The sequence below is a fragment of the Streptomyces sp. KR80 genome (assembly GCF_052245555.1).
Classification (GTDB): Bacteria; Actinomycetota; Actinomycetes; order Streptomycetales; family Streptomycetaceae; genus Streptomyces.
On the sequence record NZ_JBQQCD010000032.1, the window covers coordinates 1 to 26,622 of the forward strand.

Sequence of the window (26,622 nt, forward strand, 5' to 3'; positions counted from 1 at the left end):
GGTCAGCGCCCACGGCGTCGAAGGCCTCGGCACAGTCGCCACCCTGCAACAGGAACGCCTCGCCCATCGCGACGGCTCCCAGACGGGCACGCAGCTGGTCGCACTCGCCCGCGAAAACCAGCGGAGGGTAGGTTGCGAGGTCGGACAGCACGGCGTTGAGGGCCTGCTCATCGGGCCATGTCGGTTGCTGAGCGGCGGGAAGGCCTCGCCACGACGAGCCCGCCGAGACACTCTGCTGAGAATTCATGGATGTGACATCTTCCGGCTGGGGGACGAGATCGTCCGTACTTCTCGGTGCCGATGCGTGTGTGTGGGGGGCGTCGACAGGCTGCTTACTCCTCGAGCAGATCAGGCTGCTCGGCGACGATCTCGTCCCAGAGCAGCTGGAAACTGAACCAGCCGAGCTGTGCGTCGCCGAATCCTGCACCCGCGGCCATGGCCTGCTCGTGCGTGAACTTTTGCGGCGTACCGGCCGCCTGGGCGAGCAGCTGGACCTGGGCGCAGCTGTCATAGGTGAAGAACCAGTGCACGGCCTCGTCCAACGAACCGCCCACCGTGATCAGGCCATGGTGACGCAGCAGAATGGCGCGGTTGTCACCGAGCTTCTCTGCGATGTCCCGGCCCTGCTCAAGGGAGACGGAGGGCCCTTCGTAAGCTTCGTACAGGGTCTGCCGTCCGTAGAAAGCGGCCGACTCCTGGTCGATGGGCTCCAGCAGACGGCCGAGTGCGCCAAGAGCACGCGAGTGTGCCGTGTGGCCGTGGGCCGCCGCGGTGGCCTCGGGCTGGAGTTCGTGGATCTGGGAGTGGATGACGAAGGCACTGGGGTTGACGCGGTGCTTGCCGTGGACGACGCGGCCAGTGGAGTCCACACAGATCAGATCGGCCACGCGGACGTGCTTGAAGGAGATGCCGAAAGGGTTGACCCAAAACTGATCCGGATACTCCGGGTCGCGGACGGAGATGTGCCCGGAAATGCCCTCTCCGAAGCCGTACTTACCGAACAGGCGGAGGGCTGCGGCCAGGCGCTGCTTCCGATGGCGCCGGGCCTCCTCCGAGCTGTCAAAGGCCGGCTCGCCGGGAATCGGCAGACCGGTTGCGGTGTCCGCGAGAAATTCCGCGCGGGGATCGGTGGTTGTGTCGGTCATCGTGGTCATGGTGACTCCGTCTCTCTGCTCTGGGTTGACAAAGGAATTGACAGGTGGACGGTCCGGGCATCGCTATGCGGGGAGCAGAACCTCCTCGGACCGGGCAGCACTTGCGGCCTCGGCGTGCTGAAGGATGGCCGCGACAATGTCCTCGCTGCGGTCCACCAGGGACGGGATTCCGAACGTGAAGAAGAGCGCCCCGGCGCCGATGTTGCCGAGTCCGTACAGGCGCGGATCCGGCGTGCCGTTGGAGATGAGCCGACTGGTCGCCCGAGCGAGGTGCAGCCCGCCGTGCGGATGACGGCTCGCGGCCCGACTGCGCGTGAGTGTGGTCACCAGCGGTAGAGCGCTGGTGGGGATTCGGTCCTCAGAAGCGTTGACCGCGTTGATCACCTTGTCCGAGCCGAAGGCCGTCCCGTCCGAGGTGGCGATCTCGAAGCCGCCACCAGGGCGTGCGGCGACCTTCTGCAGCCCGGCGCGGATTTCCAGCTGGCCGGCGTCGACGAGGCTCAGCAGCAGGGCCGCGCTGCTCGGCGGCATGGGGCAGCACAGACTCATGATGGTGCGGTAGTGGGAACGAAGCACCTCGGCCTTGTCCTGCTCCCTTAGCAGCGGCCATACGTCGGGGCCGATCTCGGGGACCGCACGCTGCAGGATGCGCAGCCCCATGTCCGGTGAGCTCACGGCGGCGAACTGACGTCGCAGGCGATCCACCGGGGCTTCCACGTCGACGCCGGCGATCTCGGAGTGTACGGAGTTGAGATCCGCGCCGGCATCGTGGAGTTCGGCCTTGACGATTCTCGCGACGTCCTTGATGGATATCTCGCGTTGTCGACGGGCGAGGGACCGCATCCGGTCCTGGGTGAGATGACGCAGTTTGAAGGCGACCGGACGCTGTCGGACACCGGGGAGCACGCCCCGCCTGGACAGCAGGCTGATCCGTCCATGATGGCCCTGCTCGGCGAGAGAGATGATGATGTCAACGGCCGTCAGGCCGCTGCCGATCACGGCTACATTCTGCTGCTCGTCGATGTCGCGGAGTTTGTGCGCTACGGGATACGGATCCGCTACGAATCCGGGTGCGCCGGTGAGTCCGTAGGTGTCCTTGGGGCTGTCACCGCCTACGCACAGAACGGCATAGTCGAATGCGCCGGCGATGCCGTTCCTCGTACTCAGCAGCACGCGTTCGGCGGTCCGCCGAGCCGCGGTGACCGCGGCGCCCACGAGGTCCACCCGCCAGCCCTGCCTGCGCAGTTCACCCAGTGCCGCGTAGGCCGTCTGCTCCAGGTACTCGCCGTAGACGGTTCGCGGCGCGAAGTGTGCACCGGAATAGACGTCAATGCTGCCGCGGTCTTCGACAATGCGCTCCCGAATCTCCAACCAGCGCTCGAAGTGGCCGAGGTCGCCCACGCGTACGGACATATCGTCGGGGGTCGCATTGACCTTGATGGTCTCGGCGTCGACCTGGTATGCGCGGCCGCGCCACAGATGGGGCGACGGCTCGAACACTGTGATGCTGCCCGGTCTGCCCTGCGCCCGGGCCAATGCGTCGATGAGGCAGACCGCAGACGCGCCGCCTCCGACCACACCGATTGAGATTCCAGACATATGTCAGTCACCTATCGATATACGAAAGGAAAGGCGTTCCGCATCAGTAACTCTTTTCGCGATCACTGGGCCGGTCCTCACCTTCTGCAAAATTCATGGGGCGTACGCCCTCCGGCATGGGGGCATGACGGGAAGAGACGATGTGCGGTTCGCTGTGAACCGCACATGGACACGCCGCGTCACGCTGGTTGAACTTCTCAGGCGGCGTTTACGAATGCGCCGATGCGCTATCCGCTCACACCTGATCCAGCCCGATCCGGTGAAATCCCCCCTGCAGGAATATGAGCGGCGAACGGGAGTCATTCACGCCGAGTCCGACGACCTCCCCGATGATCAGAAGGTGATCGCCGGCCACAACATGATTCCGGTATCGACATTCCATCCAGGCCACGGAGTCGAGCAGAAGTGCACCGGTCTCCTTGCCCGGCTCGGCGGGCAAGGTGCACAGCGCCTTCCTCCTGTCCTGCTCGGGACGGGAGAAGATCCGCGCAAGATCCTCCGCTTCGGCGTCGAGGATGGAAATCGCCCACACCTGGGACTCCATCAGGTCGTCCAGGAACGTTGAATCACGGCGGATGTTCAGCGATACCAGCGGCGGGTCCAACGAAACGGAGGTCAGCGAGTTGACGGTAAGGGCATTGTGCCTTCGAGGCGATGCCCGGTCAGAGAATGTACTCACCACGCACACGCCAGTGGCGAAATTGCGCATGACGGAACGCAGGTCGTCCTTCACGGCAACCGCCGTCTGATTCGCGGCTGGTACCTCACCCATCAGTGATCCTCTCGGGGAGTGTCTGATACGCGCTCGGCAACCCCGCGGCTACGGCCTCGGGTCGTGGACTTGAAGCCGCAAGGGGCATCTCGGGCAGCGCCTCGAGCACCTCGACAGCAAAGGAAACTCAGTTCGATGTTGGCGACACTACAGAGCGGGTAGGTGAAGGATTTGCCGTGGCGCGCACAGACAATTGCCGGTACACGCCTTCCTGGTTGCCGTCGAATCGCACCTATCTGGCGCGCAGCCGCACGCGCGCAATACCACAGAGCCGCGGGGCGGCATCGCGACGGATTCAGGCAGACGTGGCCCGGGAGAATCGCATCCGCCCTGCGCGTTCTCTGGAAAACGCATGCGCTGCCGCGCAAGAGGTATTTCGTACGTGCCCTTAGTGTGCTGCGAGGCGTTTGGGGACCAGCGATGCGGCGCATCGGCCGGGTTTTGCTCGCATGGATCCAATCCGTCCTGGCAGGGAGCCCGCTCGACGGAACAAAACGACAGGAGTGACGAAGCTGTGGCAGGAGAACCGCAGAGGGCCGCCGACGGAACGTCGGACGAAGGGGGGAAGAGCGGGCATCATACGGTGGGCAGCAGTCGCGCCTTCGCCCTGATGCTAGTGATCAGCGGCGCCGCCGGGCTGCTGGCCGCGTGGGTGATCACGATCGATAAGTTCAAGACCCTCGAGGCGAAGGTCGAGGGCAGGACCTTCACACCCGGCTGCAGCCTCAACCCCGTCGTCTCCTGCGGCAATATCCTGGAGAGTGACCAGGCCTCGGCCTTCGGGTTCCCCAACCCGATGCTGGGCCTGGTCACGTACGGCGTCGTCATCGCCATCGGTATGGGCTTGCTCACCGGTGCCCGCTACCGCCGCTGGTTCTGGCTGGGCCTGAACGCCGGCACGCTCTTCGGCGTCGGCTTCTGCACCTGGCTGCAGTACCAGTCGCTGTACGTCATCAACTCGCTGTGCCTGTGGTGCTGTCTGGCATGGGTCGCCACCATCGTGATGTTCTGCTACGTCACCGTGCACAACATCGGGCACCGCATCATCCCAGCGCCGGAGGGCCTGCGGGACGGGCTGACGGAGTTCCACTGGGTGCCGCCAGTCCTGTGGATGGGTGTGATCGGCATGCTGATCCTGACCCGCTGGTGGGATTTCTGGACCGGCTGAATCGGAGCCGGACGGGCGCTCATGGCACTGCAGTTGCCCCAGCCGTTGTCGGTCCGCATCGCAGCAGAGGCCTGCGACAGACCTCCGGAGGCGCCCGACCACAGCGAGGAGGGTTTCGCTCCCCGTGTGGCCATGACCACCCTTCGCCCGGTCGGCGCCCAGAGACGTGTACTCAGGAGGCCTCGATGACGGTTTCGTCCACTTCCTTTTGGGCTGCCTCCACGATATGGAGTATTTCGTCCGCGTAAGGCAGAAGGCGCATGCCCGCATCGGTTAAGGAGATCCGACGGCCGCTCCGATCGAACAGGGGCGCTCCGACGGCTTCTTCGAGGTTTCTGATCTGGGACGTAACACTGGACTGGGCGTAGTGCAGTTTCTCGGCCGCCCTCGTAAAGCTCAGCTCGGCTGCCACCTCGCGGAACGTGCGCAACTGCTGCAAGTTCACAGCAGGCCCCCCTTCATCCTTAGGCATTCTCGCCACCTGTGGATAAAAAATACCAGCTTGCTGGTTTACTCAGGGGGTTATCCGGTCCTGCAGCATACAAATGGCTCAGTCGAGGCGGGACGGTCGGCAGCAGTTGGCCACCATGACAACTACGGTTTACCCGAAGCCTGTTCAGGCAGCGCGTTGCCAGAGCGGGAGTTGGCACTCTGCGAGGCGACGGCCATGGCCTCCGCTTCGGCCAGCACCCGCTCCCCACGCCCGGCGGTCATGTCCAGCTTCGTAAGGACGGCGGGCACGGCGATGGCCGGAAGCAGATGCTCCATGAGCACCGACACCCGGTGTGCCAGGTCCGTGCGGTCCGACAACACGCGTGACAACAGCTGGATTCCGGAGAAGGAAGCGACAAGCAGTTCGGCTGTCTCCTCCAGGTCGACGTGCGGGTACAGCTCTCCGTGTTCGCGCGCTTCGGTCAGACCCGCCAGGTTGTGTGCAATCCAGGCCAGGAACGGCTGCCGACGGTCAAAGGGGTGCGCGCCCGGTTCCAGCGACAGGCTGATGCTGCCTTGCAGCATTCGGTCATGCATGAGGCGGTGCGCGAAGACGAACCCCGCGTCCACCAGCTCCTGGAGCTTCACCGGCCGTTGCACGACTGGGAAGCTCTGCGGATCAACCTGCAGCTCGAGGATCGCCTCGGCCAACTCCTCCTTGGAGGAGAAGTGGAAGTAGAACGCCCCTTTGGTCAGCCCCGCACGTGAGTAGACATCGCAGATGGTGGCCCCGCCGTATCCCCGCTCGGCGAACACCGCGCCCGCCGCCTCCAGGATCATCTCCCGAGTTCTGATCGCACGCTCCTGCTGCGCCACGAACATCATCCCCTTCACGGCGGTACGTCGTTGAGACGCCGCACGGTGGCCGTTACCCCCCGTTTCATCGTTGACTACCTCAAAGAATACCGCCACGCGTGTATCCTTTGCTCAACCGGGGGACCTCTCCGTGCAGTTGACGCGACCGAACACGTCAGCCGTGTTGCATGTTGACGTGGTCTGCTCGGACATGCGTCGCCGTGGCCGTCGCTCAACCGGCATGCACTGCCAGGTGATCCATCAAGGCGGTATACCGCGGCCGGCTTGGGGCGCGCCACCTCAGCATCGCCACTCGGGAGATGAAAGACGATGCCTGCGACTCGGCTTGTTGACTGACCGGGGCAAGCCCTGCCGACAATTGGTCAGTCCTTGCGAGAGCTTACTCGCCCGACGTTGCAACAACTCGCCCAATCCGCCCTGGGAAAAGGGATGATGGGAGCGTTGGCGCACCGTTCCCCGGAACGGTCATTCGTCGGCATGAGGAATTCTGGTTTCCGCAGGAAAACCGGGGCTCCACCCGTCCCCCCGAGATGGGTGCGGGTGGACCCCCGGTCCGTCGAACGGTGGGCGTACGCCTACGACTGGCTCGCGGCCGCTGCCGAACCTGCCACCCGGCGCCGTGCAGAGGCACGGAGCGCCGCGACGAGCGTGAGCAACGTGGTGATGACAGAGATGCCGGTGACGACGTAGAGGCCGTTGTGATAGCCGGACAGCGTTCCGGCCGCGTCGTTCGCCGGGCCTTCGGCCGCCATCGTGGCGGTCACGATGGCGAGTACGATCGCCGCGCCGACCTGGTAACCCGTCTGCAGCACGCCGGCTGCCAGCCCCTGTTCGGACTCGTCCACGCCGGTGGTCGCCTGGACGTTGGCGGCAGGGAAGGAGAAGGGGAAGGCCACACCGATGAGCAGGATGCTCGGCAGGATCACCCAAGCGTAGGAAGATGCCTCGTCGATCCGCAGGAAGAGGAGGTACGAAGCGGTGTAGGCGACGAACCCCGCGAAGATCATCCATTGGACGCCGAATCGCGAAATCAGCTTGCCGGCCCGCGGAGCGATCGTCGCGATGAGCAGACCGATGGGGAGGAAGGCCAGGGCCATCTCCATCGGCGACCATGCGCGCATGGTCTGCAGATAGAGACCGCCGATGAACTGGAAGCTCATGTAGGTGCCGAGAATCGCCGCGGCGACCAGGCTCGCCCCCACCAGTGCGCGGTTGCGCAGCAGGCCCAGGCGCAGCAGGGGCTGGGCTGCCCGGCGCTCGATGACGACGAAGGCCGCGAGGAGAACCACCGATGCGGCGAACGTCCCCAGGGTACGCGGCGAGACCCAGCCCGCATTGGGCGCCTCGACGATGCTGTATACGAGGAGCAGCATTGCGACGGTGACGGTGACGGCGCCGGCTACGTCGAACTTGCCCGAGCCGCGGTCCGGCTTGATGTCACGCGGCACCAGCGCCAAGGCACCGATGAGCGCGATGAGCGCCACGGCGACCGGGAGCAGGAAAGTCCAGCGCCAGCTGATCTCGGTGAGCGCACCACCGGCGATGACGCCGGTGGAGTAGCCGACCGCGCCGCAGGCGGTGTAGATGCCGACCGCGCGATTGCGCTGCGCGCCTTCGGGGAAATTGGTGATGATGATGGACAGACTGGCCGGAGCGGTGAATGCGGCACCGACACCCATGACGAACCGGGCAGCGATCACGACCAGTCCGTCATTGGTCACGCCGCCGACCAGCGAGCCGATGGCGAAGACGGCCACACCTATCAGGAACATGCGGCGCCGGCCCAGCAAGTCCGCCATGCGCCCGCCAAGCAGCAGGAAACCGCCGAATCCGAGGACGTAGGAGCTCACGACCCATTGCACGGACTCGGTGGTCATCCCGAGGTCCGACTGGATCGGCGGGACCGCGATCCCGACCATGATGTTGTCGAGGGCGTCCAGGAAGAATGCGGCACAGACGCTGACGAGCAGGCCCCACTCGCGGAACCCCCAGGACTTCTTGGTGTTGTCCGCTTTCCTCTCGCCTTCGACTACTGTCTCGACTTCTACTTCGCTGGAAGTTGCCATGAACTGTCCCAATTCACTAGTCAGATGCCGGTCATTGTGTCGCTGCCGCCGCACGTAAAGGGTGAGGAGATCACCGTTCCCGTGCCTGGAGCGAAGGCTTTGCCGCTTGCGTCCGATGCCGGCGGTGCGGCCAAGGGCGAAGGAACCTCCGGCCCGCGTCCTTTGGCCGCCGTCACCGTGCCGGTTATCCCTTGAGTCCCAGCGGGAAGGGCGCCTGAGGTGTTCCGCCGAGGAGATGTGCTCCTGCCGACTGCACAATCTGCTCCTGGGCGAGAATGTGCTGGCACATGGTGTGCAGATCGCGAAGCCAGCGGTCCAGAGGAGAAGTCCGGTAGATCGAGGCCGTTCCGACGAGGTCGGAAAGCCGGGAGACGATCGACCGCGCCGTCCGGAAGGCGTTGACACGGGCGAGCGCCGAGGAGACTTGCTGGTCGGGGGTCGGTTGGGTACCGGTTTCCAGCCGCCGCCACAGCTCGTTCAGGGTGCCGTAGACCGCGTAGCGCGCCGCGGTGAGCTCCATCTCTGCCTGGCCAATGGTCGTCTGCACGCGGTAACTGTCCGACCAGGCAGTGCCTGTGGTCCGCTCGACGCGGTCGGCCGCCAGCTCACGTACGTGATCGAGGGCCGCACGGGCGACTCCGAGAGGCACACCGGGCACATTGCCAAGGAAGGCATCCGGGGCGGCCAGGGGTCCCGACCCGTGCGGATTCATGAAGTTGAAGGAACGCTCTTCGGGGACGAACAGGTCCGTGACCTGATAGTCCATGCTGCCGCTGCCCGCCAGACCGGTGGTGTGCCAGGTGTCCACCGTCTCGAATTCCTCGCTGCGGGCCAGCATCAGGCGCCAGTTCATCGGCGCGCCGTCAGGCCCCGGTTCGGGCTCGCCGTCGCGGTAGACGAAGCAGCCTCCGACGACCCAGTCGGCGTGCGTGACGCCACTGCCGAACGGCCAGCGGCCGGTGACGCGGTAGCCACCCGGCACCCGCTCGGCGCGGCCGGTCGGGAAGATCAGGCCGGCAGTGATCGCGTCGGGCTGGGTGAGCATTTCCTTGACGACCGGCTCATCCAGGTATCCCGCATAGATCCAGGTGTCCATGCCGATCATGGCACACCAGCCCGCCGCCGCGTCACCGTAGGAGAGCGCCTCGATCACTTCGGTCTGCTGCGCGAAGGTGAGTTCCGGTCCTCCCCATTCCTTCGGCATACCGATGCGGAAGACGCCGGTGTCGCGCATCAGCTGGACGACATCCTCGGGAAGGCGCCTGGTGCGCTCGATCTCCTCGGAGCGCTCGCGCAGCAACCGGGCCGCTGCCCGCGCACGCGCCAGAATCTCCTCCGGAGAAGCAGGGGCCTGCTCGCGTCCTGCCGCGGGACTCAGAGTCTCCGAAATAGTCATTGAAAGTCTCCTGTGCCTGTGTATTCGTCTCTGGTTCGGGCGCGATGACGGGCTGCTGTCCGCTCGTGATTCCAGGCAGCCGACGCCCGAAATCGGGACGGTCCGACAGTCCCGGCCGCTCTTGCACTGGCCCTCACGCTATGAACGGTGGCTTCTCGCCTCTCGCCTGAACGCGCATGTGATCTGGCACGTCCGCACATGCTGGGCGCGATCGCCCCGCCGTCCATGCAGGCCCGTCCGGCCGGCAGCGACTCGCCCCCTCTCGTGGACGCTCAGGCACTCTCTCGGATCTAACCATCGCAATAGATTTTAGGGGTTAGAGGCTTCCTCGTGCAACCGGTCACGTATGCTTGAGGGGTTAGGACCGGTAACGGATGGAGGATGGCGCGATGACTGAGGCCGACCCGCGCCCGTTCGTCGGCGAACCCCTCGCCCTTGACCTGCTGAACACCCGCTGGAAAGAGCACGGCCGGCTCCACGACTTGCTGGACTCGCCGTCCGGCCTGCGCGTTTGGCTGGCCGGCCGCGGCCTGGTGGACCAGTTCCCCGCCGATGACGCATCGCTGAAAGCGGTGCTCCGCGCACGCGAAGCACTGGCCGCCGCCCTCGCCGATCCGGGCTCCTCCACCGCCGCCCGACAAGTCGACGACGTTCTCTCGCACGGCCGCATCAGGCCCACCCTGACCGCCAACGGACCTGGTGAAACGGCAGAGTTCGAGGACCCGGCATGGAGCGTGGCGTGGACGGCCGCCCGCAACTACCTGCACCTGCTCGCCACGGCCCCGGACCGGATCCGCCTCTGTGACCAGCCGGACTGCATCCGCCATTTCTTCGACACGTCCCGCAACGGCACCCGCCGCTGGTGCTCCATGGCCCTGTGCGGCAACCGCGCCAAGGCCGCCCGGCATTACGCACGGACCCGGGATGCTCGCCTCTGAACCGGCCGCCGGACAAAGACGGCGACCGAGCACCTGACGGTCCCTTCACCGCCTCATATCGACGGAAGGCTTCCTGCTCATGCCCCGTGCAGCGCTGCCCAAGCACATCACCACGACGCTCGCCCGCGCGAATCCCTGCGTGATCAGCACCGTCCGCCCGGACGGCGCGCCCGTGTCCGTGGCCACCTGGTATCTGTGGCAAGACGGAAGGGTGCTGGTCAACATGGACGCCCGGCGTAAACGCCTGGACCACCTGCGCGCCGATCCTCGGGTCTCACTGACCGTGCTGGATGCCGACAGCTGGTACCGCCACATCAGCCTTCAGGGACGCATGGTGTCGCTGGAAGACGACCAGAACCTGGAAGACATCGACCGGATCGCCCGTCATTACATCGGCAGGCCGTACCCGGACCGCGAACGACCGCGGGTGAGCGGCTGGATCGAGATCGACACGTGGCACGCGTGGGGAATGCACTCCGCCTCATGAGCGCCGGCACCGGCGCGGGCCGCCGGCATCCGGCCGGCGGCCGCACGGCCTGAAGAATGCGCGGCCTCAGCGGTGGGCGCTGGTCTCTGCGACGATGACCCGCGCGGCGAACTCCTTGGACAGCTCGGCAGCCTCACCACCGCTGCCCACCAGCACACCCGTCGCCGTCATCGTCACGCTCACGACCGCGCCCGGCTCCACTCCGGCCCTCCGCAGCGTGTACATCAGCCGCGCGTCGCTCTGGATGGGCTCACCGATGCGGCGTATGACGACGATCTTGCCATCCGCACCCGGGTCCAGATCCATCAGGCTCACCAGGCCCTCGTCCAGGAAAACCGCGGCCTCGGATTTCTCGCACAGCTCGTCCAGGCCCGGGATCGGATTGCCGTACGGCGACTCGGTCGGGTGACGCAGGAGCTCGAGCACGCGGCACTCGACGGCCTCGCTCATCACATGCTCCCAGCGGCACGCCTCGGCGTGGACCCGCTCCCACTCCAGGCCGATGACCTCCACAAGCAGGCATTCGGCGAGGCGGTGCTTGCGCATCACCCGGGTGGCGAGCCGACGGCCCTCGCCGGTCAACTCCAGGTGCCGGTCCCCAGCGACCAGGACGAGCCCGTCGCGCTCCATCCGCGCCACGGTCTGGCTGACCGTCGGCCCGCTCTGTTCGAGCCGCTCGGCGATCCGGGCGCGCATGGGAACCACACCTTCCTCCTCGAGCTCCAGGATGGTGCGGAGATACATTTCCGTAGTGTCGATCAGTCCGGACACGGTGCCCCTCCGCTGTGTCGGGAGGTGCTGCCGGGAAGTCCTGCCCGGCAGCACCAACCATGCAACTCGCTGCGTTATCAACCGTCATGGCGCCGCAGTCCTGATCAAGAACCCGGCCCGCCGGGCGGTCAGGAAGGCAGCGCGAACGCGTCGGCGCGGCCGGCGCCGCGTGACGATTCGAACCGCTCCCGCAGCTGCGCCCTGCGGAGCTTGCCGATACCGGTCTTGGGGATGTCCTCCTTTGTGACCGGCACGACGTACGTGACGTCGACACCGAGCGTGTCGGCTATCCGGCCGCGGACCATGCGTTCCGCCTCGGAGACCTCCACTGCGTCGCGCGGGTGGAAGAAGACCGCGAGCTCTTCGGTCTCTCCGTCCTCGCCGGTCATCAGGCAGGCCACGGTGTACGAGGGCACGACGAAATCGAGCTCCTCCACCCTGGCTTCGATTTCGTGGCCGTGGTACGTGACGCCATCGAACTGGATGACGTCGTCGGCCCGGCCGGTCACCGTGAGGATTCCGTTCTGGACGTAAGCGAGATCACCCGACTTGAACCAGCCGTCGGCGGTGAACGACTGCCGGTTCTGCTCGGCGTTCCGGTAGTAACCGGCGGTCACCGTGGCACCGGTGACCTGCAGTCTGCCAGTGACGCCGACGGGTACGAGCTCGTTGCGCTCGTCGACGACGCGGATGGACGTACCAGGCTGAGGCCGTCCCACGGGGACGTACCGCTCATCCCCGGCTTCGACGGCGGAGAACTCGCAGTCAGCCACTCCGGCAGAGGTCTCCGACATGCCCCAGCCCGGGTACATCGCATCGTGCGGAAGCCCGAAGGGGGCGAGCAGCTCCAGGAAACGACGGACCACACCGCTCCGGACGGCTTCACCGCCATTCATGATGTAGCCCAGGCAACTGAGGTCCCAGGACTGCTGTTTCAGCTGCTCCGCCTGGTCGTTGATGAGTCCGAAGGCGAAGTTGGGTGCCCATGTGGTGTCCGCGCGGTGCCGATCTATTGCGGCGATCCAGCGCAGCGGGTCCTCGATCACCCACTCGAACCGGCCATGGACCTGGTAGCAGCCGAGGTAGACGTCGCGAGCATGGAACATGACCAGGCCGCCCACATGGTCCAGAGGCATCCAGTTGAAGGTACGTGTCTGGCTGCCCAGCCGGTTCATCTGGGCCGTGGCCGCGGTGCGGCTCAGCACGTTCCGATGGCTGAGCACCACGGCTTTGGGTACGCCGGTGCTGCCCGAGGTGAGCAGGTACATGGCCGGGTCGTCGGACTTGGCCTGGTGCCACGCACGGTCGGGAGCGTGTGAGAGCAATCGGCGGGTGTCCCCCAGCCATACGGCGTCCCACCGCGGATCAGCCGTGACCGCGGGGGCCACCTCCTGCCCGGTACCAGTGATCACCCTCGGTTTCCCGTAACCGTTCCAAACACGCTGCAACAACTCGGGTGCTGCCGCCCTCTGTTCCGCGGTTGCACCGGCGTTGACCGGCATCGGGACGAACCCGCCCAGGACGCATGCCCAGAATGCGGCCAGCAGCTCTGGGTCGTCGCCCACCTGAAGGATGATGGTCTCTCCGGGGAGGACGCCTGCCTCTCGGATTCCGGCGAGCATGCACGCGGCATCGTCCAGCAGTTGCTGGTAGGTTTTCCCGGTTTCGGTGCCGTCCGACCGGATGAAGCGGATGCCTTCAACACTTCCGGTCCGTGCCGCGCGGACCAGCGTTTCGCCGAGATGTGCGATGCCTGGCGGAACGGCTGGACCCCCGTCGAGAAAGGAGATGTCAGCGTTCGTCATACCGCACTGGCCCCCTCTGCGGTCGCCACGATCACCAGCGGGCCACGCCCGTGGCCGGGCGCCTGCTCCTTCCGGAAGCCCCCGTACTCGGCCGTTACCGCCAGACCGACGTCGGCCAACAGGCCGCGCACCTCCGGCCCGGTGAGGACGGCTTGGTCGAAGAAGTTGTCGTACATGGCTACTTGGCCGTCGGTCTCGCGCACGAGAAGGGTCTCCTCGTTTCTCCAGTTCGCTGCGTGCGGGTTGAGCGACTGGCGGGCGAGCCGGGTGATGAGCACACCGTCACCGCGGTGATGAGCGACCGTGTGCTGCTGGTAGCTCTCCACGAAGTTCAGCAGGTGGCCGAATTCCAGGACGACATGACCGCCCGCCAGCAGAAGGTCCCGCATCCTCTCCAGAACTCGTCGCAGCTCTGCTCGCGGCAGGTAATTCAACGTCATGAACATGCTGTAGATCAGATCGAATCGGTCATCGCAGTCGAATTCCTCGACCCGTTCACGAACGTACTCGACGTTCCTCCCGCCGGCCCGCCGCGCATAGCCGATGAAACTGGCGCTCTGGTCCACTCCGACGCAGGAGTAGCCACGCGCGCCGAGCTCTCGGAGGTTGGTACCAGTCCCGCAGCCGAGATCGAGCACCCGTCCGCCGGCCGGTGCGAGAGAAGCGAGAAAGTCCGTTTCCGCGGCGAGGTTCCGAAAATCCCTGCGCATGATCTCGTAGTACTCGCCGGGGAATTCAAAGCTAGTCAACGTGTTACCTTCCCATGACTGATGGAATCTGTCCGAGTTGTGGAACACATGCGATGTGCCTCAGCCGGCGAGAGTCACTCCTCTCCCCTTCCGGTATTCCCGAGGCGTGATGCCGTACCGATCCCGGAAGAGGCGGCTGAAGTGGGAAGCCCCGTAAAAACCCGACCGTTCACCGATCGCCGCAATGGACAGATGGTCAAGCCCAGGATCGGCTAATTCGGACCGGCAGCGGGCCAGTCTTTCGTCCCGGATCCATCGTGCGGGGCTGGTGTTGTGCTCATGGAATATCTTCTGCAGGTAGCGGAGCGAGACATTGTGCTGCTGGGCCACGGCCACCGGGCTGAGATCGGGGTCGGCCAGCCGCTCGCGTATGAAGGCCTGGATGCTCAGCATCAATGCCTGTCTGCCCACTCCGGGTTCGGCGACTACCGACCGCATCCGCTCCGCGAAGAAAGCGGCGGCCAAGCCTGCCACGCTGCCACCCAGGATATCGATCGCCGTGTTGACTTCCTCGCCATGCTGTTCAAGACCGACGAGCAGGTTGGACATCAGCGCACCAAGACCTTGCGATCCGTGCCACGCTTTGGCCGTGAGCAGGTCGGTGTCTTTCGAGGTGAGCCCCATCAGGCGATGCGGCAGTAAGAGCGTCACCATGCGAAACCGCTCTGGCATGATGACTTTGTAGGGCCGTGAACTGTCATAGCAGACAAGCTGCGGACCGCGTGCCACCGCATGCTGTCCGTCCTGGAAGACCCATATCTCGCCGGCCAGCGGACGGCATACCCTCAGATATCTGTCCGCACTCCGCTCGATCAGCCGGCTGGGCCGGATCATCTCGCGCGGACCGCCCTCCACCAGAGAGAACCGCACTTCACCGAACCGCTTGCTTGCGGTAGTACCCTCGAGCTCTCCGTCGTGATCACGGACAATTTGAACGCAGCCTCGGGACTGCGCAGCCATCTTCTGATGGACAACGATTTGACGTGCATTCCGCACATCGACATGCAGCATCGACTAACCCCCGTCTGCCGAGGACTCGCGGGACGCGCTTCCGTCTCCTTACGGGCCACTGCTGCGGCCGTTTCCTGCACGGCCGTCGTACCCCATGGGCTGGTGTTGCCCTGCGCCCCGCTTGTCCGCCAGCCATAGGAACATACCCTCGTGCTGGTTTTCTACAGTGATCGAAAGCTTCGATGGCTGTCACGACTGGCACCATGCGACAGCACCACCCACCACGCCACGTCCGTCTCCGCCGGTGCGCCTCACTGCCACTGCACCGAGCCGAACGCCTCCGCCGAACACGAGCCGCCAAGAGGGCGTGCCTCGGCCAGGGAGCGTGCGCGATTCGTCAAGCGAGGACGTGCCGCCCTCACTAGCGTCCGAACCACCGTCCGCCTCCCGGCGGACATGACGCATACCTCCGAACAAGGACCGTGGCACGTGGCGACAAGGGTAGGCATCAACGGCTTTGGCCGCATCGGACGAAGCTTCTTCCGCGCTGCGCTCGCGCGGGGCGCCGACCTCGAGGTGGTTGGCGTCAACGACCTGACCGACGCCGGCACTCTGGCGCACTTGCTGAAGTACGACAGCACGGCTGGACGCCTGGGCCGTACGGTGCGGTCCGCAGACAACGACATCAGCGTCGACGGACACGTCATCCGTGTCACTGGCGAGGGGGACCCGGCCAAGCTCGCCTGGAGCGAGTTGGATGTGGATGTGGTCATCGAGTCGACAGGCGTGTTCACCGACGCGGAGAGGGCGAAGGCGCATCTCCAGGGCGGCGCGCGGAAGGTGATCATCAGTGCCCCCGCTCAGAACGAGGACCTGACCATCGCCTTTGGTATCAATGACCACCGTTATGACGCCGAACAGCACGACATCGTTTCGAACGCCTCGTGCACCACGAACTGCCTCGCACCCATGGCGGATGTGCTGGACAGGTCCGTTGGCATCGAGCACGGCCTCATGACGACGGTCCATGCCTACACGCAGGACCAGAACCTGCAGGACGCGCCCCATCGCGATCTACGTCGCGCCCGGGCCGCGGCCACGAACACCATTCCCACCACGACCGGGGCGGCGAACGCCATCGGCCGCGTCCTGCCTCAGCTCGCCGGCAAGCTGGACGGATACGCACTGCGCGTCCCCGTGGCGGCCGGCTCCGTGACCGACCTCACCGTCACGGCCAGCCGCCCCACTTCGGCGGAGGAGATCAACCACATCTTCGCCGAAGCCGCGCGAGGCCGGCTGGCGAACATCCTCAGGTACACCGAGGACCCGATCGTGTCCGGGGACATCGTCTCCGACCCCGCCTCGTGCATCTTCGACGCGGGGCTTACGAAGGTGATCGGGGACGGACGACAGGTGAAGGTCGTCGGCTGGTACGACAACGAATGGGGCTTCTCCAACCGCCTGGTGGACACCGCCCTCCTGATCGGCGCCCGCCCGTAGCGAGAGCAGCAGCGGACAGCTCGGAGACGAGGAGGTCGGTGTGATCAAGACGCGCTACCACGAAGGTGAACAGGCCGTGCAGAAGAAGGCGGGTGAGGGGCGCGCGGGCTGGGGCTCTCCCATGTTCGACGATGTGATCCAGCCGGGCTTCGCCCATTTCCTGAGGCGGCAACGCATGCTCGTCCTCGGCGCCGCCGACGTCGAGGACGCCGTGTGGGCCTCCGCCGTAACGGGAGACACGGGCTTCGCCGACCCCGCGGACCGGCACAACCTCATGGTGGCTGCCGTACCGGTCACGGGTGACCCCCTTGAGCACGCATTCGAGACCCAGCGCGCGGTCGGCATGCTGGCGATCGAACCGCCGACCATGCGCCGCATCAGGCTGAACGGTGTGGCACGGCGGCAGGAGGGCAGCCTCCACGTCCGCACCGAACAAGTACTGGGCAATTGCCCTAAATACCTTCAGCAGCGCGTCCTTCTGGAGGATGCTCCGGATTCCGTACGGCCCACCGCTGAGACTCGCGGGGGTCTCAGCCCGGAACAGCAGCACTGGGTCACAGAGGCGGACACGTTCTTCATCGCCAGCCACTCCCCGGAACACGGAGCCGATGTCTCGCATCGCGGCGGCGAACCGGGCTTCGTGACCGTCGACGGTCCACGTCGGCTCTCCTGGCCGGACTACGTCGGGAACTCCTTCTATATGACGTTGGGAAACCTCCACCTCAACCCGTCCTGTGGACTCCTCTTCCTGGACTGGGAGCAGGGGCACACCTTGCAGCTGACCGGAAAGGCTCGGATCGACTGGGACACACAGCGAAGCGCTTCGCTGCCTGGCGCTTTGCGGGTCGTTGAGTTCGATGTCGAGCGCGTGGTGCAGATCCGTCATGCGACAGCTCTTCGCTGGACCTTGGCTGCTCGGTCCCGGTTCAATCCCCCGCTCCCCCGAAACCGCACCTCCCACTGAGTCCGCGGTTGGTGCCGCTTGCCCCGGAACGCCCCTGCCCCCAGGCCGCGGGAGGGCCCGCCTACCTCGTCCAGTAGCGGATGTTGCGGAAGCGGGCCTCCGCCTTGCCGCTGCCGTGGTGGTAGACGCCGTTCTTGAAGTGCCGGGTGGCGGCGCCGCGGTCGTCGACCGTCAGTTTCAGTTGGTTGTCGACGTAGACCTGGATCTTTCCGGTGGACGCGTTGTGCGCCACCTTCAGGTTCCACCAGGTGTCGTAGGCACCGGTCTTGAGGACGGTGCCGGTGTAGTACTTCACCGTGCCGCCGTTCTGGTTGTACGAGTTCGCCATGAAGTCGGTGGCTGGGGTGCCGGAAGGGCGCTTGATCCGCAGGATCTGCATGACAGTGGCCCCGTCCGTACTGGCCGGGATGTACACGTCGGCGTCCCACATGTGCTCGCCCGAGCTGTACTCCTGCAGCCAGCGCATCTCAGTGCGTGGGTCGGTGGTGCTGCCTTCCGACATGGGTTCGTCGGTGTCGTAGACCCACATCCTGTGCGTGCCCGTCGACGAATCGTAGGAGTAACGCTCACTGAGGCTGAGGTTCCAGGGCTTTTGCATGTTGTACGTGAACGACCGCTGCGTCCAGCCGTCGGTCGGATCGCCGCCAGTCGAGCTGTCGCAGGCACCCTGGTCCGACCACACGCCCCACTCGTCCGTGGTGCCGGGCGTCTCGCCCTGCGTCCACCACTTCGCGGACCAGTTGTGCCCGCCGTACGAGACGACGGCGCCGCCGTTGTACGCCGTCGTCGAGCTCCACGCTGTGGCGCATGTCGCCGCGGACGCGGACCAGCCGGGGACAAGGGCGGCCATCAGGCCGAGCACCGTTGCCGCCACCGCAATCATCATCCGTCGCCGTCTGGACATGACATCACCTCGCCACTGGCCCCACTTGGCCTAGACCAAGAAGCTAGAGGTGTGCCAACGGGGTGTCCATACTTCCGGCACAGACCGAGGTCGTAGCGGTGCGCGCGGCTCCAGCGCCCGGTACGTCACCCCGGTGAGCTGTTCGGCGGTGGCCCATAGCCCGCCGGTCCGGTGCCGGCCGCTGCCCGGGGCTGTCGCCGACGGCACGCCTGGCCATGCCCTGCTCGTCGCCGGAAAGGTCACGGTGAACCCGCGGTCCACCGGCCCGTACGTAAGCGCCATCACATACCGGCCCCATGCACCGGTCCTAGCGTCACGCGGAACAGTCCACGCACAGAAGGGCAGTTCCATGACCAGCGCACACGCTTCCTCCCGCGCCACCGCCGCCATCCCCGCGCAAGCCACGTTCGGCGCGGCCGGCGGACTGATCGGCGGTGCCGCCTTAGGCATCATGATGCAGGTCTGGGACATGATGCCGATGGTCGCCATGCTGGTGGACTCCACCTCCACCAGCGTCGCCTGGCTGGTCCACCTGGCGATCTCCGCCTTCATCGGCATCACCTTCGCGCTCCTCGCCGGCCATCGGGCCGCGAAGATGCTGCCCGCGGCAGCGCTCGGTCTGGTCTACGGCGCCGTCTGGTGGGTGGTGGGCGCGCTGTGGCTGATGCCCGCCAAGCTCGGCATGCCGGTGTTCGAGGTGAACGAGATGGCGTGGAAGAGCTTGGTCGGACACCTCGTCTACGGCCTGCTCCTGGGCCTTGCCTACGCCTGTATCCACCAGGTCATGCGCCAGGACCACACAGGCAGCTCCTCGGCATGACAAGGACGGATCGCACTCCGCCCGCCACCCCCAAGGCGGCGGATTCTGGGGGCCGCCGCACCTCGCGGCCCCCCAGGGGCGAACCGGTGCCCCACTGTCTGATGGAGGGCTCCAACGCGCTGGCCCGCCCGGTAATAGGGCGCGGCACCGCCGCCCTGGGCCCCGGGACGACGCAATACACCATTCCGCGCCATCCCGTACGCCGGACGGGTCACACCGATTGCCGCGGTCTGCGCGCTACGCCGTAGTGAAAGGGAGGGCGGCCCGTCCAGACGGGCCGTGTTCACGCTCTGCCCGCAGCAGGGCGGTCGGTCCCTCCACTGGAAGCCCTGCCATGCATCACACCGTCAAGGCGACTTTCGTCGCGGTCACTGTCGCGCTGCTCGCCGCCGTCTGCACCGGATGCGGGGACGACGAGGAGACGACCCCACCCGCGGTCCCGAGCCCGACCGAGAAGACGCCGACCCCCACAACCACCGCACCAGGCACCCGTGCGCCCGCGGGCCAGGCGACCGTGGCCGTGCGTTCAAGCAACCTCGGCCAGGTCCTGGTCGACGGGGAAGGCCGGACGCTGTACCTGTTCGAGGCCGATACATCGGAGAAGTCCACCTGCAACGACGCCTGCGCGCGAGCCTGGCCTCCGTTGACCACGTCCGGCGAACCGAAGGCGGGCGAAGGCGTCAAGGCCGACCTCCTCGGGATGACCACCCGCGACGACGGCACCACTGAAGTGACCTACAACGGCCACCCGCTGTACTACTACCAGGGCGACGAGAAACCCGGCGACACCACCGGCCAGGAGCTCGACCAGTTCGGCGCCGAGTGGTTCGTGCTCAACGCGGACGGCAACAAGGTCGAAGGCGACGGTGAAGGCGAAGGCGAGGACCAAGACGGCGGCTGACCTCCGGCCGGCCGCAGCCGCGGCATAACGGCGCCACCGGCGCCTGCAGATCCGCCGCGGCAGGAGGGCTGGTCATGATCCCGGGGATCTCTGCAAGCCGCACGCTGTAGGCGAATCCGAGAGGGAAGTGGACCCGTGAGCATGACCTTTCCAGGAGAGTCGGCGGAATACCGGGCGGCGCGCAATCGGCTTCTCGAGCAGGAGATCGAGTTGCGCCGTGCCACCGAGGCGGTGGCTGCCGCCCGGCGCAGGCTGCCGCCGGGCGGGTTGATCCCCGAGGACTACGTGTTCCAGGGAGCAGGGCCGGACGGCACCCCGACCGACGTGCGGCTGTCCGAGCTCTTCGCGCCCGGCAAGGACTCTCTGGTGATCTACAGCTTCATGTTCCCGCGTCACCCCGGTGACAAGCGGCCGGGGCCCAAGAGTGGTCGGACGGCGGAGCTGAAGCTCGAAGAGGGCCCGTGCCCGTCGTGCACGACGCTGCTCGATCAGCTCGACGGCGCTGCAGAGCATGTCGTCCAGCATGTCAACTTCGCGGTCGTCGCCAGGGCGCCGTTGCCGCGCCTCCTCACCTTTGCCCAGGAGCGTGGCTGGCGACGACTGCGCCTGCTGTCCGCCGCAGACAACACCTACAGCCGCGACTACCTCGCCGAGACGGCAGAGGGTTTGTCGATGCCGATGCTGAATGTCTTCCGGCGCGATGGCGAACAGATCCGCCACTTCTGGGGCTCGGAGCTGCTGTACGCACCCATGGACCCCGGACAGGATCCCCGTCACGTCGGCACGCTCGAACCCCTCTGGAACCTGTTCGATCTCACCCCGGAAGGGCGTGGAACCGACTGGGAAGAGCAGCTGAGCTACTCATGACATCCCGTCTCACCCGTTTCGGGATCCGTGGCCCTCTCGAGGAGATCGACTAGGCCGGTTCGGAAGGGATGACCGGGACCCGCTTCGGCGAGATCAAGAGGTACGGCACCGACCCGCTGCCCGCGCCGGGACTGCCGACGACGCCGCCGATGCCACTGAAGCCGCGGGCGAGGACCCATTGAGCAGTCCCAACTGGGCGATCTTCATTCCGGCCTGAAAGGGCGTCTCCACCTGGAGCTGTTCCAGGAGCGTGGAGGTGATGCGGCTCAGGGTGCGCGCGGAGACCCCCAGCTGACGCGCGATGGCCTCGTCCTTGACACCTTCCGCCAGCATCCGGGATGACGTGCTGCTGCGGGGTCAGATGAATCACCGGCCGGTCCTCCTGTTCGCACGTCAGGCTCTCGAGGGGGTCCGCCGTGAACCAGCAGAAGTCGAAGAGGGCCTGGAAGGACCGGACGAGGTCTTTGCCGTACATGGCGATGGCACCGGCGGAGCTGTCCTTGGGGTCGATGGCCATGAGCGCGGTGCTCTCATCGAAGACCATGAGGCGCAGCGGCAGGCTCTGCGCGACCCGGATCTCAATGCCCTCGCGAGAGGCGTCCACCAGGTAGTTACGGGATCGCGACTCCTGGGAGGCCCTGTCCGTGGCCCGTGAGCGAGCCCCGTTCCACGCGCTGGCCGTCGGGCACCCTCAGGAGAACTGGGTCGACGACCAGTTGACGTGGCGGCCGGACAGGCCCTAGGCCCAGCCGGCCTCACCGGTCCTCGGTCGGTCACCGCAGGCCCCGTCCGCACGGCGGGCGAGGCCCGAGCGCCGCTTCATCTCGTTCCGCAATGCACCACGGCCGCCCCCCAGTCTGCGTGGTCGTGCGCGTTGCCGTCGCCACCGTCGGTGACGCGAAGCGTGAGCCGCTGCGCGCCGGTGACCGCGGCCTCGATGGGCACGGCGGTGTCCGGGCCTGTGAGGACCTTGCTGGTGTAGACCTTTTTGGCGTCGGCGTAGACCTCGAAGACGACGCTTCCGTTCGGATCCACTTCGTCGTCCAGGCCGATCTCGGCGGTGAATGTCGAGCAGTTGCTCCCGAGGTAGACCTCCACCGTCGAGTCGGCGTGGACGCCGAGTCCCCGCTCGTAGGTCTTGCCACCGATGCTGAGGGTCTTGCCGTCGCCGCCGGCGGACTCGCCGTTGCTGGTGTCCCGTTCGACCGGGCCCCAGCCGTTGTCGGCGGTGATGAAGTCCAGCCCGGACACAGGCACGTTTCCGCGTGGCGGGGGTGGAGTGCCGTCGACGACCGCCCTCGCCTGGGTGCCCACCCGGGCGCCGCCCGTGGACGAGGCCGAGACCCGGGCGACGACGGGCCGCAGCCCGTCCGGAGTGCCCTCACCCCGGGTGATCCGGGTCTTGACGGTCCTCGACCCCCCGGCCGCCAGGTCGCCGAGCGTGGCGGAGCCGGGCTCCGCGGTCCAGCCGGCAGGCGCGTCGACCGCCGCCGAGACGCCCTTGAGCGGGGTGTCGCACGGGTTGCTGACGGTCAGCTCGGCCGGGGTGGAATCGCCCGCGGCGAGGCTGGTGTCCTCGGCCGTCAGCTTCGCCTCCGGGGCGCACACGACCGGCCCCCCGGGCTTGCCGCTGCGCGCCTCGGCGGCGGTCAGCGGGCGCAGCCGCAACGAGTACGCGTACTCACGGTTCGGCTTCACCTGGTATTCGGGCAGCACGGTGTGGAACGTCTCGCTGACGCCGCTGACCGCGTGGTCCAGGTGCAGGGTGTTGCCGTCGGGATTCTGCTGGACGGCGAACGGGTACGCGGCGCGGTCGATGTCGGCGAACGGCGTCACCGAGGCCGAGAAGCGCTCGGAGGCCGAGACCAGCAGCCCGCTCGTGCCGTCGGACAGCGACGCCCAGCGCACCTCCTCGTGGTTCCCGAAGTCCTGCACCGGGGTGTACTTCCAGAACTGCTTGTCCACGTCCGTGGACCACACCCCGGCCGGTGCCCCGTCCTCGCGGTCGTTGTAGTTCTCGTGCGGGCCGCGCCCGTACCAGGTGAACCGGTCGTAGCGGTCCGGCACCTGGAGCGAGAGGCCAATCCTGGGGAGGTACGGGACGTCACGGGCCTTGCCCTGCGCCTCGACCCGGTGGTCGACCTGCAGTTCCCCGGCTCCGCCCACGGTGTAGCGGACGGTCTGCTCGAACGAGGACCCCTCGACACCGCGTGCCGCCACGGTGGCGGGCACGGTGACGACGACAGTGCGGCCGGGCCCGTTCTCGTCCACCGTCACCCTGCCGGGCTTGGTGCGGAGCCGGTCGAGACCGGCGGCCCGCCATTCGCCCCCCTCGCCCCACATCTCGTTGCTGACCGGCGCCCGCCAGGCGTCCAGCTCGGGACCTGCGGAGATCAGCTCGCGCCCGGCGGCCTTCGCGGACACCAGCGCACCGCTGTCCCGGTCGAACGAGTACGAGAAGCCGTCGCCGGACACGGTGAGCCGTGACCCGTCCTGCTTCGTCGTGAGCTTGCCGGGCGCCTGCGCCTGCACCACGCCCGCGAGCTGGCTGCCGCCGAGGTCGAACTGCTCGACGGCGACGAGGTGCCCGCCGTCCTCGGCCACCGCCTCCACGGTCAGCTGCCGGTCCGCGTCCTTGGGGTTGGCGGGCGGCCTGGGCAGGGCGATCTCCTTGCGCTCACCGGGTGCGATGTCCAGCGCCCGGGTGCCGTCCGCCAGCTTCCTGTCCCCTTCCGTGACCCGCCAGCGCAGCCGCAGGTCGCCTGTGCCGGTGAAGGAGCGCTCGTTGAGCACGCTGATCCGGCCGGTCGCGGGCACGGCGGACGAGATCCGCAGCGGTGCGTGCACGGCGGCCATGGCGCGGGCCTCGGGCTGCACGGTGCGGTCGGAGGAGACCACGCCGTCGACACCGCCGGGCCCGGCCCCGAAGGACAGGTACTCGCCCTCCTGCTTGAGCGTGTCGAAGTCGAGCGCGAGCTCGGCGTCGGTCTTCGGATCGGCGTCGAGTCGATCGGGCGTCAGCGCCCTGTGGTAGATGCGGACCTGGTCGATGGTGCCGTGCGACATCCGGGTTTGGATGTTCTCCAGGTCGTTCTCGGCGTCGCGGCCGATGTTCACCGGCTGGGCGGAGTAGCTGATGGTGCCGCTCCAGGCGGTGGAGGCCGCCTCCTTGCCGTCGATGAACAGCTTCACCGCCGTGCCGTCGAAGGTGCCGGAGACGCGGTGCCACGACCCGTACCAGTCGCCCGGCACATCGGCGGACGCGGTGTGCCAGCCGCCGTCGCCGTAGACGAAGAACTCCAGGGTGTCCTTGTCCTTCATCTGCAGCGCATAGTTGTGGTCACCCTTGGCGACGATGGTGAACATACCGGTCCAGTCGCCAGGCTTGACCCGGGCGTCCACGGTGAGGGCGTCGGAGACCGCGTCGAGCTTCGGGTCCCGGTAGACCTCGACCCAGTCGTCGAGCCCGGACAGGTCGAGCGCCTTGCCTCCGCCATCCCCGTCCACGTGGTCGGGCTTGCCCATGACGGACGCCAGGATGTCGTTACCGGATGCGTCGGGGGTGGTGACGATCGGCTGGGCCATGTTCTGCTCCGCCCAGTCCCAGATGAAGCCGCCCTGGACTTGAGGATACTTGCGGACCACGTCCCAGAATTCCCGGAAGTTTCCGAGCGAGTTGCCCATGGCGTGGGCGTACTCGCCCATGATGATCGGCTTGCGGGTGGACTTCGCCTTGTCCTCGAGACCCGTGGGCGAGGGGTAGCGCGGACCCCACACGTCGGCGAACGGGGCGTCGCCGTCCGGCGAGTTGGGCTGGTGGTAGACGGGACGGTCGGGGTCGTTCTTCTCGAGGAAGTCGGCCATCGCGTAGTGCGCCTTGCCGAGCCCCGCCTCGTTGCCGGTGTCCCACATGAACACGCTGGGGTGGTTCTTGTCCCGCTCGTACATCGCTGTGAAGCGGTCCATGAACGCCTTCTGCCACTCGGGCCGTTCGGCCAGGCAATTGTCCGGGCAGCCGTCGTGGTGGTGGGTCTCGATGTCCACCTCGTCGTCGATCCACAGGCCCTGCTTGTCGGCCAGCTCGTACAGATACGGGTCCGAGGGGTAGTGGGACGTGCGCACCGCGTTGATGTTGAGCTGCTTCATCAGGGAGACGTCGGACGCGGTGCGCTCGCGGGTCGCGTGACGGCCGGTCTTGGGGTCCGTCTCGGCGCGGTTGGTGCCCTTGATCAGGATGCGCTCGCCGTTGACGAGGAGTTGCTCGTTCTTGATCTCGATGTCGCGGAAGCCGACCGGCTGAGCGGTCGTGTGGGTGACCTTGCCGTCGGCATCGGCGAGTTGGACGACCAGGGTGTAGACGTTGGGCGTCTCGTCGGTCCACTTGGCCGGCGCGGTGACCTTGCCGCTGAGAGTGGCGGACGCGGCACCGTCGCTGGGATCCACCGTGCCGGATATCGTTGTCACCTTGTGTCCGCGCTGGTCGTAGAGCGTGCCGGTGACCTTCCGCTTGCGGTCTCCGGACGCACCCTTGGCAGCCACCTCGACGTCCGCCGAGAGCCGGGCGTCACGGTATTCGGCGTCCAGATCGGTCTTGATGGTGACATCGCGTATGTAGGTCGCGGGAGTCGAGTACAGACCGACCGAGCGGAAGATGCCCGCGAATCGCCACTGGTCGTAGTCCTCCAGGTGGGCTCCCGAGCCCCAGCGGTGGACCTGAAGGGCGATGGTGTTCTTCCCGGGGTGCAGGTGCTCGCTGATGTCGAACTCGGCGGGTGTGTAGCCACCTTGGTCGTAGCCGACGTACGCGCCGTTGACCCAGACCAGGTAGCCGCTGGTGACGCCCTCGAAGCGCAGGAACGTCTCCCGCTTCTGCCAGCTCTCGGGTAGCTCGAAGGTGCGGACGTAGGCCCCGGTGGGATTGACGTCGTGCGGGACCTTCGGCGGGTCGTCCGGGTACATCTCAGTTGGGATGTTGCGGAACATCGGGTGGTCGAGGCCGTCGGACTGCCATGTGTGCGGTACCCGGACGCTGCGCCAACCGCTCCCACCCGTGTCGTAGCCCTCCGCGGGGAATCCCTTGGGGACGTCCTCGGGGCGGTCGGAGAGGTGGAGTTTCCACGTGCCGTCGAGCGACTCGGTCCATGGGCTGTCCGCCCCGCTCTCGAGCGCGCTCTTGGTGTCGGCGTACGGAGTCAGCTCGGCGTGTGCCGGCTCCTGTCCGATCCCGGTCGCCTCGGGGTCCTCCAGCAGCTTGTACACGTCCCCGGGAGGAGACGCGGCGCCGATCGCCTCCGCTGAGGGGATGGGCGCCGCCAGCGCCGCGGCAAGGGCCAGCACGGCAAGCCCACGGAATGTTCGGCGGAGTCGGGGCATCTGGTGGTCCACCCTTCTGCGGGCGTGAATCGCGCTCCAGAATCAACAGGCCCGCACGGTACCGAACATGCTCTCGTGTTCCAAGATGTGCGAGCCAGTGGAAGTCACCCCGGACTACGCGGTCAGCGG

Annotated in this window: 23 protein-coding genes; 9 read left to right on the top strand and 14 right to left on the bottom strand. The window is 66.7% G+C overall.

Going from position 1 to position 26,622, the window contains the following annotated elements; translation table 11 throughout:
* From ACTWQI_RS28275 to ACTWQI_RS28290, 4 genes are all read right to left on the bottom strand, one after another.
* Nucleotides 1-247 (bottom strand): 3-deoxy-7-phosphoheptulonate synthase (locus ACTWQI_RS28275; protein ID WP_443274715.1); only part of this gene is annotated, 247 nt, incomplete at its 3' end.
* A gap of 85 nt (nt 248-332) precedes the next feature.
* Nucleotides 333-1,145: a class II aldolase/adducin family protein gene (locus ACTWQI_RS28280; protein WP_443274716.1), complete on the bottom strand. Its 813-nt coding sequence runs from the start codon at nt 1,143-1,145 to the stop codon at nt 333-335.
* A 72-nt stretch (nt 1,146-1,217) separates the two neighbouring features.
* A complete protein-coding gene (locus ACTWQI_RS28285; protein ID WP_443274718.1) occupies nt 1,218-2,753 on the bottom strand; it encodes an FAD/NAD(P)-binding protein in 1,536 nt (511 codons plus the stop codon).
* Nucleotides 2,754-2,988: 235 nt separating this feature from the next.
* Nucleotides 2,989-3,525, bottom strand: coding sequence for a flavin reductase family protein (locus ACTWQI_RS28290; RefSeq protein ID WP_443274720.1), 537 nt, complete (start codon nt 3,523-3,525; stop codon nt 2,989-2,991).
* Between the two features lie 514 nt (nt 3,526-4,039).
* On the opposite strand from ACTWQI_RS28290, the gene ACTWQI_RS28295 reads away from it, so the two are divergent.
* Nucleotides 4,040-4,693, top strand: coding sequence for a vitamin K epoxide reductase family protein (locus ACTWQI_RS28295; RefSeq protein WP_443274722.1), 654 nt, complete (start codon nt 4,040-4,042; stop codon nt 4,691-4,693).
* A gap of 172 nt (nt 4,694-4,865) precedes the next feature.
* Here ACTWQI_RS28295 and ACTWQI_RS28300 read toward each other — a convergent pair whose 3' ends face one another.
* The 3 genes from ACTWQI_RS28300 to ACTWQI_RS28310 form a co-directional block, all read right to left on the bottom strand.
* Nucleotides 4,866-5,138, bottom strand: a complete 273-nt coding sequence (locus ACTWQI_RS28300; RefSeq protein ID WP_443274723.1) for a LysR family transcriptional regulator — start codon at nt 5,136-5,138, stop codon at nt 4,866-4,868.
* Nucleotides 5,139-5,287: 149 nt separating this feature from the next.
* Nucleotides 5,288-6,097: a ScbR family autoregulator-binding transcription factor gene (locus tag ACTWQI_RS28305; protein ID WP_443274725.1), complete on the bottom strand. Its 810-nt coding sequence runs from the start codon at nt 6,095-6,097 to the stop codon at nt 5,288-5,290.
* 479 nt (nt 6,098-6,576) lie between these two features.
* Entirely contained in the window at nt 6,577-8,067 is a 1,491-nt protein-coding gene (locus ACTWQI_RS28310; protein WP_443274727.1) for an MFS transporter, read from the bottom strand.
* A 24-nt stretch (nt 8,068-8,091) separates the two neighbouring features.
* On the opposite strand from ACTWQI_RS28310, the gene ACTWQI_RS28315 reads away from it, so the two are divergent.
* Complete coding sequence (locus tag ACTWQI_RS28315; RefSeq protein WP_443274729.1) at nt 8,092-8,262, top strand: hypothetical protein; 171 nt, start codon at nt 8,092-8,094, stop codon at nt 8,260-8,262.
* On the opposite strand, the gene ACTWQI_RS28320 is transcribed toward ACTWQI_RS28315, so the two are convergent.
* The gene (locus tag ACTWQI_RS28320; RefSeq protein ID WP_443274731.1) at nt 8,252-9,463 is read right to left on the bottom strand and encodes an acyl-CoA dehydrogenase family protein; all 1,212 of its coding nucleotides are present in this window, start codon (nt 9,461-9,463) and stop codon (nt 8,252-8,254) included. The genes ACTWQI_RS28315 and ACTWQI_RS28320 overlap by 11 nt on opposite strands.
* Nucleotides 9,464-9,852: 389 nt before the next feature.
* On the opposite strand from ACTWQI_RS28320, the gene ACTWQI_RS28325 reads away from it, so the two are divergent.
* On the top strand, nt 9,853-10,401 hold the full coding sequence (locus ACTWQI_RS28325; RefSeq protein ID WP_443274733.1) for a CGNR zinc finger domain-containing protein: 549 nt from the start codon (nt 9,853-9,855) through the stop codon (nt 10,399-10,401).
* A 79-nt stretch (nt 10,402-10,480) separates the two neighbouring features.
* The gene (locus ACTWQI_RS28330; RefSeq protein ID WP_443274735.1) at nt 10,481-10,888 is read left to right on the top strand and encodes a TIGR03618 family F420-dependent PPOX class oxidoreductase; all 408 of its coding nucleotides are present in this window, start codon (nt 10,481-10,483) and stop codon (nt 10,886-10,888) included.
* A 66-nt stretch (nt 10,889-10,954) separates the two neighbouring features.
* Here ACTWQI_RS28330 and ACTWQI_RS28335 read toward each other — a convergent pair whose 3' ends face one another.
* The 4 genes from ACTWQI_RS28335 to ACTWQI_RS28350 form a co-directional block, all read right to left on the bottom strand.
* The gene (locus tag ACTWQI_RS28335) at nt 10,955-11,659 is read right to left on the bottom strand and encodes a metal-dependent transcriptional regulator (RefSeq protein WP_443274737.1); all 705 of its coding nucleotides are present in this window, start codon (nt 11,657-11,659) and stop codon (nt 10,955-10,957) included.
* 128 nt (nt 11,660-11,787) lie between these two features.
* On the bottom strand, nt 11,788-13,464 hold the full coding sequence (locus tag ACTWQI_RS28340) for an AMP-binding protein (RefSeq protein WP_443274738.1): 1,677 nt from the start codon (nt 13,462-13,464) through the stop codon (nt 11,788-11,790).
* Nucleotides 13,461-14,261 (bottom strand): class I SAM-dependent methyltransferase, encoded by an 801-nt coding sequence (locus ACTWQI_RS28345; RefSeq protein ID WP_443274739.1) that lies wholly within the window; start codon nt 14,259-14,261, stop codon nt 13,461-13,463. Before ACTWQI_RS28345 ends, ACTWQI_RS28340 begins: the two co-directional genes overlap by 4 nt.
* Nucleotides 14,262-14,273: 12 nt before the next feature.
* The gene (locus tag ACTWQI_RS28350) at nt 14,274-15,224 is read right to left on the bottom strand and encodes a helix-turn-helix domain-containing protein (protein WP_443274741.1); all 951 of its coding nucleotides are present in this window, start codon (nt 15,222-15,224) and stop codon (nt 14,274-14,276) included.
* Between the two features lie 429 nt (nt 15,225-15,653).
* Here ACTWQI_RS28350 and gap point away from each other — a divergent pair, with 429 nt between their 5' ends.
* Both gap and ACTWQI_RS28360 read left to right on the top strand, forming a co-directional pair.
* Nucleotides 15,654-16,664 (top strand): type I glyceraldehyde-3-phosphate dehydrogenase, encoded by a 1,011-nt coding sequence (gene gap / locus ACTWQI_RS28355; RefSeq protein ID WP_443274743.1) that lies wholly within the window; start codon nt 15,654-15,656, stop codon nt 16,662-16,664.
* Between the two features lie 40 nt (nt 16,665-16,704).
* Nucleotides 16,705-17,628, top strand: coding sequence for a pyridoxamine 5'-phosphate oxidase family protein (locus ACTWQI_RS28360; RefSeq protein ID WP_443274745.1), 924 nt, complete (start codon nt 16,705-16,707; stop codon nt 17,626-17,628).
* Between the two features lie 61 nt (nt 17,629-17,689).
* On the opposite strand, the gene ACTWQI_RS28365 is transcribed toward ACTWQI_RS28360, so the two are convergent.
* The gene (locus tag ACTWQI_RS28365) at nt 17,690-18,532 is read right to left on the bottom strand and encodes a carbohydrate-binding protein (RefSeq protein ID WP_443274746.1); all 843 of its coding nucleotides are present in this window, start codon (nt 18,530-18,532) and stop codon (nt 17,690-17,692) included.
* A 349-nt stretch (nt 18,533-18,881) separates the two neighbouring features.
* Between ACTWQI_RS28365 and ACTWQI_RS28370 the strand changes: the two genes are divergently transcribed.
* The 3 genes from ACTWQI_RS28370 to ACTWQI_RS28380 all read left to right on the top strand — a co-directional run bounded on the left by ACTWQI_RS28370 (nt 18,882) and on the right by ACTWQI_RS28380 (nt 21,120).
* A complete protein-coding gene (locus ACTWQI_RS28370) occupies nt 18,882-19,352 on the top strand; it encodes a hypothetical protein (protein ID WP_443274747.1) in 471 nt (156 codons plus the stop codon).
* Between the two features lie 334 nt (nt 19,353-19,686).
* A complete protein-coding gene (locus ACTWQI_RS28375) occupies nt 19,687-20,253 on the top strand; it encodes a COG4315 family predicted lipoprotein (protein WP_443274748.1) in 567 nt (188 codons plus the stop codon).
* A 141-nt stretch (nt 20,254-20,394) separates the two neighbouring features.
* The gene (locus tag ACTWQI_RS28380; protein WP_443274775.1) at nt 20,395-21,120 is read left to right on the top strand and encodes a DUF899 family protein; all 726 of its coding nucleotides are present in this window, start codon (nt 20,395-20,397) and stop codon (nt 21,118-21,120) included.
* A gap of 819 nt (nt 21,121-21,939) precedes the next feature.
* On the opposite strand, the gene ACTWQI_RS28385 is transcribed toward ACTWQI_RS28380, so the two are convergent.
* Nucleotides 21,940-26,493, bottom strand: coding sequence for a glycoside hydrolase family 2 TIM barrel-domain containing protein (locus ACTWQI_RS28385; protein ID WP_443274749.1), 4,554 nt, complete (start codon nt 26,491-26,493; stop codon nt 21,940-21,942).
* Nucleotides 26,494-26,622: the final 129 nt, after the last annotated feature.

What these genes read in the sequence shown, in the direction of transcription:
- ACTWQI_RS28280 (WP_443274716.1), bottom strand. Translation starts at nt 1,145, where the DNA reads ATGACCGACACAACCACCGATCCCCGCGCGGAATTTCTCGCGGACACC.
- ACTWQI_RS28285 (WP_443274718.1), bottom strand. Translation starts at nt 2,753, where the DNA reads ATGTCTGGAATCTCAATCGGTGTGGTCGGAGGCGGCGCGTCTGCGGTC.
- ACTWQI_RS28290 (WP_443274720.1), bottom strand. Translation starts at nt 3,525, where the DNA reads ATGGGTGAGGTACCAGCCGCGAATCAGACGGCGGTTGCCGTGAAGGAC.
- ACTWQI_RS28310 (WP_443274727.1), bottom strand. Translation starts at nt 8,067, where the DNA reads ATGGCAACTTCCAGCGAAGTAGAAGTCGAGACAGTAGTCGAAGGCGAG.
- ACTWQI_RS28315 (WP_443274729.1), top strand. Translation starts at nt 8,092, where the DNA reads ATGCCGGTCATTGTGTCGCTGCCGCCGCACGTAAAGGGTGAGGAGATC.
- ACTWQI_RS28320 (WP_443274731.1), bottom strand. Translation starts at nt 9,463, where the DNA reads ATGACTATTTCGGAGACTCTGAGTCCCGCGGCAGGACGCGAGCAGGCC.
- ACTWQI_RS28325 (WP_443274733.1), top strand. Translation starts at nt 9,853, where the DNA reads ATGACTGAGGCCGACCCGCGCCCGTTCGTCGGCGAACCCCTCGCCCTT.
- ACTWQI_RS28330 (WP_443274735.1), top strand. Translation starts at nt 10,481, where the DNA reads ATGCCCCGTGCAGCGCTGCCCAAGCACATCACCACGACGCTCGCCCGC.
- ACTWQI_RS28340 (WP_443274738.1), bottom strand. Translation starts at nt 13,464, where the DNA reads ATGACGAACGCTGACATCTCCTTTCTCGACGGGGGTCCAGCCGTTCCG.
- ACTWQI_RS28350 (WP_443274741.1), bottom strand. Translation starts at nt 15,224, where the DNA reads ATGCTGCATGTCGATGTGCGGAATGCACGTCAAATCGTTGTCCATCAG.
- ACTWQI_RS28365 (WP_443274746.1), bottom strand. Translation starts at nt 18,532, where the DNA reads ATGTCCAGACGGCGACGGATGATGATTGCGGTGGCGGCAACGGTGCTC.
- ACTWQI_RS28370 (WP_443274747.1), top strand. Translation starts at nt 18,882, where the DNA reads ATGACCAGCGCACACGCTTCCTCCCGCGCCACCGCCGCCATCCCCGCG.
- ACTWQI_RS28375 (WP_443274748.1), top strand. Translation starts at nt 19,687, where the DNA reads ATGCATCACACCGTCAAGGCGACTTTCGTCGCGGTCACTGTCGCGCTG.
- ACTWQI_RS28380 (WP_443274775.1), top strand. Translation starts at nt 20,395, where the DNA reads ATGACCTTTCCAGGAGAGTCGGCGGAATACCGGGCGGCGCGCAATCGG.
- ACTWQI_RS28385 (WP_443274749.1), bottom strand. Translation starts at nt 26,493, where the DNA reads ATGCCCCGACTCCGCCGAACATTCCGTGGGCTTGCCGTGCTGGCCCTT.